Genomic DNA, 6,117 nt, shown 5'->3' on the forward strand with positions numbered 1-6,117 from the left:
CGCATTTTTGGGTGAGTTTTATGCAACTAATTCTTTAGTTTAAGGAGGTGAGTTAGTAGCATTATTTTACGCCTCTTTACAATAATCCATTGCTGTAAACCTTGCTATTGCGGCTCGTGTGCCTATACTAGCCCACTGCGAAATTTTTAGTCGTGTTTGCGATGTGTTTCCGGTAATGATTGACTTACCGTAACCATTGTTCAGCAACTACGATTGATGATTCGTCAACGGCACAAATCTCATCAACTAAGACAAGACTAGACACATGCAAGTTTCAGATTTTCACTTTGACCTACCAGATGAACTTATTGCTCGCTATCCTCAAGAAGAGCGTACAGCAAGCCGTCTGCTTAAATTAGACGGCAATAATGGCAACCTGACAGATGGTTCGTTTAAAGACGTTTTAGACTTGGTTGAACCAGGCGATCTTGTTGTTTTCAATAATACTCGAGTGATTCCTGCTCGTGTATTCGGTCGCAAGGCATCAGGCGGTAAGCTTGAAGTCTTGGTTGAACGTATGCTTGATGAGAAAAGCATTCTTGCGCATGTTCGTTGTTCTAAATCACCGAAGCCGGGTACCAAGTTGTTCCTTGGTGAGAACGATGAATATGAAGCTGAAATGGTGGCGCGTCACGATGCGTTATTCGAAATCCATTTCACATCCGATCAAAGCGTTTTAGAGATTCTGAACAGTGTTGGTCATATGCCGCTACCTCCTTATATTGATCGTCCAGATGAAGACGCAGATAAAGAGCGTTACCAGACGGTCTATAATGAGAAGCCGGGAGCGGTTGCTGCGCCAACTGCAGGCCTGCACTTTGATGACAAGCTAATGGCTGACATGAAAGAAAAAGGTGTCGAATTTGCTTATGTGACGCTTCACGTTGGTGCTGGTACGTTCCAGCCAGTAAAAGTCGATAATATAAATGATCACCACATGCATGCTGAGTACGTTGAAGTCCCGCAAGAAGTGGTTGACGCCGTAGCTGCAGCAAAAGCTCGTGGCGGTCGTATTATTGCCGTTGGTACAACATCAGTACGCTCACTAGAAAGTGCAGCGCAAGATGCGTTGAAGAAAGGCACAGAGTTGGTTCCTTTCTTTGGTGACACTGAAATCTTTATCTTCCCTGGTTACGAATACCAGTTGGTGGATTGCTTGATTACCAATTTCCACTTACCAGAATCAACGCTGATTATGTTGGTGAGTGCATTTGCAGGTTACGACAATGTGATGGGCGCATACGATCACGCCGTGAAGAGCGAATATCGTTTCTTCAGCTACGGCGATGCTATGTTCATCAATAAGAAAACGAGCTAATTGAAGCTGGTTTAAGCGATAAAAAAATTTACGGGTGCTAGCAGTAAGCTAGGAGTCGGGCAGGGTGTCTGTCTAATCTCTCGCAAGGAATACGCGACCGCTCCTCATAGAGCCCACTAGACTGAACTTTTGTTTGGCCTAAGGTTCTGAATTAACAGTCAGATTGTTTCTCTGGCATATTGGAGGCTTCGTGAAATTAAAATACGAACTTAAAAAAACTAATAGCGGCGCACGTCGTGGTCAACTTCAGTTTGAACGCGGTACCGTTGAAACCCCAGCATTCATGCCTGTAGGTACTTACGGTACTGTAAAAGGTATGACACCTGAAGAAGTGAAAGACACAGGCGCTGAAATCCTATTAGGTAACACATTCCACCTATGGCTACGTCCTGGTCAAGAGATCATGAAAATGCACGGTGACCTGCACGATTTCATGAACTGGCACGGTCCTATCCTGACTGATTCAGGCGGCTTCCAAGTATTCAGCCTAGGTGCAATGCGTAAAATCACTGAAGAGGGTGTTCACTTCCGTAACCCTGTAAACGGTGACAAGATCTTCATGGACGCTGAGAAGTCTATGGAAATCCAAAAAGACTTAGGTTCAGACATCGTAATGATCTTTGACGAGTGTACGCCTTACCCAGCGACACACAAAGAAGCAAAAGACTCAATGGAGATGTCTCTTCGTTGGGCTGAGCGTTCACGTAACCACTTCGACAAACTTGAAAACCCGAACTCACTATTCGGTATCGTTCAAGGTGGTGTGTACGAAGACCTTCGTGATGTATCTGTTAAAGGCCTAACTGAAATTGGTTTTGATGGTTACGCAGTTGGTGGTCTAGCAGTAGGCGAACCAAAAGAAGACATGCACCGTATTCTTGAACACACATGTCCTCAACTGCCGGAAGATAAGCCACGTTACCTAATGGGCGTAGGCAAACCAGAAGACCTAGTTGAAGGTGTTCGTCGTGGTATCGACATGTTTGACTGTGTAATGCCAACGCGAAATGCACGTAACGGCCACCTGTTTGTGACTGAAGGTGTGATCAAGATCCGTAATGCGAAGCATAAAACCGATACAACACCACTAGATTCAGAGTGTGACTGTTACACTTGTAAGAACTACAGCAAGTCGTACTTACACCATTTGGATCGTTGTAACGAAATCCTAGGTGCTCGACTGAACACGATTCATAACCTGCGTTTCTACCAACGAGTAATGTCAGACATTCGTCAGTCTATCGATGAAGACCGCTTTGAAGAGTTCGTTGCAGAGTTCTACGCAAGAATGGGGCGTGAAGTGCCACCACTAGGTAAAGAATCTTAGTATTTCTTTTTTGCGAGCCCTATCTCTCTTCCGAGTGATGGGGCTTGAAAATAAAGGGATGCAACCCAATTAGACAAACAATTACGAAAATATAAATAGAGGATGTTTTAAATGTTTATTTCTCAAGCTCACGCAGCAGCAGAAGGTGCACCAGCAGGCGGCGGTTTCGAAATGCTTATCATGCTAGGTATGTTCGCTGTGATCTTCTACTTCATGATCTACCGTCCACAAGCTAAGCGTGTTAAAGAGCACAAGAACCTTATGTCTTCTATGGGCAAAGGCGATGAAGTTCTTACAAGCGGCGGCCTAATCGGCAAGATCACTAAGATTGCTGAAGACAGCGACTACGTTGCTATCGAACTGAACGCAAACAACGAAGTAGTTATCAAGAAAGACTTCGTTACAGCAGTGCTACCAAAAGGTACTCTGAAATCTCTATAAACAGCTAGAGGATCCTCGCTGTGCTAAACCGTTACCCGTTATGGAAGTATTTGATGGTGGTGTTTGCCATCGCTATCGCTGCGTTGTACGCACTTCCAAATATATACGGTGAAGATCCGGCAGTTCAAGTTACAGGGGCGCGCGGCGCCTCTGTAGATATGTCTACGCTGGATGCTGTCACCAATGCTCTTGAAGCAGAAAACCTTTCTACTAAATCCGTTGCTCTCGAAAACGGTTCCATTCTTGTTCGCTTTAACGACACAGATACGCAAATTAGTGCCCGTGATATCATCACAGAAGCACTAGGCGATGACGTTATTGTTGCTTTAAACCTAGCGGCTTCAACTCCTGATTGGCTTGAATCTATTGGTGCTGCACCAATGAAACTTGGTCTTGATCTACGTGGTGGTGTTCACTTCTTAATGGAAGTGGATATGGACGCGGCGATGCAAAAGCTGGTTGGTCAACAAGAAGAAGCATTCCGTAGTGAACTTCGTGAAGAGAAAATCCGTTACCGTGCGATTCGCCCATCTGGTAAAGATGCGGTTGAAGTGATTCTGCGTAACGAAGAGCAGCTTGCTGAAGCGAAATCGCTACTGCAATCTAAGCACCAAGATATGACGTTCGTAGATTCTGAATCTAACGGTCGTTTCTCTTTGGTTGCAAGCTTTACAGAGGCTCGTCTTCAAGAAATCCGTAACTACGCGGTTGAGCAAAACATTACCATTCTACGTAACCGTGTTAACGAACTTGGTGTTGCTGAACCTTTGGTTCAACGTCAAGGTTCTAGCCGTATCGTAGTGGAATTGCCTGGTGTTCAAGACACGGCTCGCGCTAAAGAAATCCTTGGTGCTACCGCGACGCTTGAGTTCCGTGAAGTAGATAGCAGTGCTGATTTAGCCGCTGCCGCTTCTGGTCGTGCCCCTGCGGGTAGCGAAATCAAGCAAGATCGTGATGGTCGTCCTGTGGTACTTAAGAAGCGCGTTATTCTAGGCGGTTCAAGTATTACTGATGCAAGCTCAAGTGTTGATGAATATGGTCGTCCTCAAGTTAACATCTCGCTAGACAGCGAAGGTGGTAGCAAGATGTCTGCATTCTCTCGTCAGAATATCGGTAAGCTAATGGCGACGGTATTTGCAGAGTACAAAGACAGCGGTCGTAAAACACCGGAAGGTCGAGTTATCTTAAGTAAGCACGAAGAAGTGATTAACCAAGCGACGATTCAGTCTGCACTTGGTCGTAACTTCCGTATTACTGGTATCGACTCAACGGCTGAAGCTCATAACTTGGCACTTCTACTGCGTGCTGGTGCTCTGATTGCGCCTATCTCGATTGTAGAAGAACGTACGATTGGTCCATCTATGGGGCAACAAAACATCGATATGGGTATCATGGCGATGGTTTGGGGTATGGCTGCTGTAATGCTGTTTACGCTGCTTTACTACCGCAGCTTTGGTCTGATTGCGAACGTTGCGCTAATGGCTAACTTGGTGTTGATTATCGGTGTGATGTCGATGATTCCGGGGGCTACTATGACCCTGCCAGGTATTGCCGGTATCGTATTAACGGTCGGTATGGCGGTTGATGCCAACGTTCTGATCTTTGAGCGTATACGTGAAGAGCTTCGAGATGGACGTAGTCCACAACAAGCGATTCACCAAGGTTACGCGAACGCATTCAGCACAATCGCCGATGCCAACATCACCACGCTACTAACAGCAATTATTCTATTTGCTGTGGGTACTGGTGCTATCAAAGGCTTCGCGGTAACGCTGTCTATCGGTATCTTGACTTCAATGTTTACAGCTATTGTGGGAACACGTTGTATCGTGAACCTGATGTATGGCGGCAAACGCGTTAAAAAACTGTCGATCTAAGGCTAGGAATTAATATGTTTCAGATTCTAAAAGCAGACAAAATGATCGACTTTATGCGTTGGTCAAAGGTTGCCTTTGTTTTTTCTATCTTGATGATTGGTACTGCTATCTTCACCCTAACAACGAAATCGTTGAACTGGGGTCTAGATTTTACTGGCGGTACTCTGATTGAAGTTGGTTTTGAACAACCGGCACACCTTCCTGATATCCGTAGTGCACTAGAAGCCGAAGGCTTTGGTGATGCAACGGTACAGAACTTCGGTTCAGCTCGTGATGTGATGGTTCGTTTACGTCCACGTGATGGCGTAGCGGGCGAAACGCTTGGTAACCAAATCCTTTCTGCTATTGAGAATGGTACTGGTGAGCAAGTTGAAATGCGTCGTATCGAGTTCGTTGGTCCTAACGTAGGTGATGAGCTAACAGAAGCGGGTGGCCTTGCTATCCTAGTTTCTCTTATCTGTATCTTGATCTACGTATCAGTGCGATTTGAATGGCGTTTGGCTGCGGGTGCGGTATTAGCACTGGCGCACGATGTTATCATCACACTTGGTGTGTTCTCTCTAATGCAAATTGAGGTCGACCTTACCATCGTAGCAGCCTTGCTAACGGTAGTCGGTTACTCCCTCAACGATACCATCGTTGTATTCGACCGTATTCGTGAGAACTTCCGTAAGATGCGTAAAGGTGAAGCGCCTGAAGTACTGAACAGCTCAATCACACAAACATTGAGTCGTACATTGATCACTTCTGGTACCACGTTATTCGTAGTTATCGCACTGTTCGTTCAGGGCGGCGCTATGATTCACGGCTTCGCAACTGCCCTTCTATTGGGTATTACGGTTGGTACTTACTCTTCTATCTACGTTGCATCTGCACTAGCAATGAAGTTGGGTATTACACGTGAACACCTAATGCCACCACAAGTGGAAAAAGAAGGTGAAGAGTTTGACGAAATGCCTTAGGCCTTGGCTTAACAAGTTTTGCTAAACCAAAAAAACCGCTAGGCAACTAGCGGTTTTTTTACGTCTGTATATTGTCGATAAGATCAACGTAACTTATCGGCAAGTTGAGTTGCATATACTGTCACTAAGAGCACCATTTTCGTATTTCGTATTTCGTATTTCGTATTTCGTATTTCGTATTTCGTATTTCGT

The 6,117-nt window shown here is 45.3% G+C and carries 5 protein-coding genes; all 5 read left to right on the forward strand.

Translation table 11 applies throughout. The features are described from left to right. Positions 1 to 265 precede the first annotated feature (265 nt). A complete protein-coding gene (queA, locus tag ACED45_RS19595; RefSeq protein WP_017629870.1) occupies positions 266 to 1,318 on the forward strand; it encodes a tRNA preQ1(34) S-adenosylmethionine ribosyltransferase-isomerase QueA in 1,053 nt (350 codons plus the stop codon). Positions 1,319 to 1,508: 190 nt separating this feature from the next. After that, the gene (gene tgt, locus ACED45_RS19600) at positions 1,509 to 2,645 is read left to right on the forward strand and encodes a tRNA guanosine(34) transglycosylase Tgt (protein WP_017056177.1); all 1,137 of its coding nucleotides are present in this window, start codon (positions 1,509 to 1,511) and stop codon (positions 2,643 to 2,645) included. A 111-nt stretch (positions 2,646 to 2,756) separates the two neighbouring features. Further along, complete coding sequence (gene yajC, locus ACED45_RS19605) at positions 2,757 to 3,086, forward strand: preprotein translocase subunit YajC (protein WP_010440492.1); 330 nt, start codon at positions 2,757 to 2,759, stop codon at positions 3,084 to 3,086. A gap of 20 nt (positions 3,087 to 3,106) precedes the next feature. Further along, complete coding sequence (gene secD / locus ACED45_RS19610) at positions 3,107 to 4,963, forward strand: protein translocase subunit SecD (RefSeq protein WP_080967378.1); 1,857 nt, start codon at positions 3,107 to 3,109, stop codon at positions 4,961 to 4,963. Positions 4,964 to 4,977: 14 nt separating this feature from the next. Beyond that, complete coding sequence (secF, locus tag ACED45_RS19615; protein WP_048658840.1) at positions 4,978 to 5,925, forward strand: protein translocase subunit SecF; 948 nt, start codon at positions 4,978 to 4,980, stop codon at positions 5,923 to 5,925. The last annotated feature ends 192 nt before the right edge of the window (positions 5,926 to 6,117 follow it).

Origin of the sequence: Vibrio crassostreae, from assembly GCF_041439375.1 — a bacterium.
GTDB classification, from domain to species: domain Bacteria; phylum Pseudomonadota; class Gammaproteobacteria; order Enterobacterales; family Vibrionaceae; genus Vibrio; species Vibrio crassostreae_D.

Excerpts from the sequence above, each read along its gene's own strand:
- secF (WP_048658840.1), top strand. The coding sequence starts at position 4,978 with ATGTTTCAGATTCTAAAAGCAGACAAAATGATCGACTTTATGCGTTGG.
- queA (WP_017629870.1), top strand. The coding sequence starts at position 266 with ATGCAAGTTTCAGATTTTCACTTTGACCTACCAGATGAACTTATTGCT.
- yajC (WP_010440492.1), top strand. The coding sequence starts at position 2,757 with ATGTTTATTTCTCAAGCTCACGCAGCAGCAGAAGGTGCACCAGCAGGC.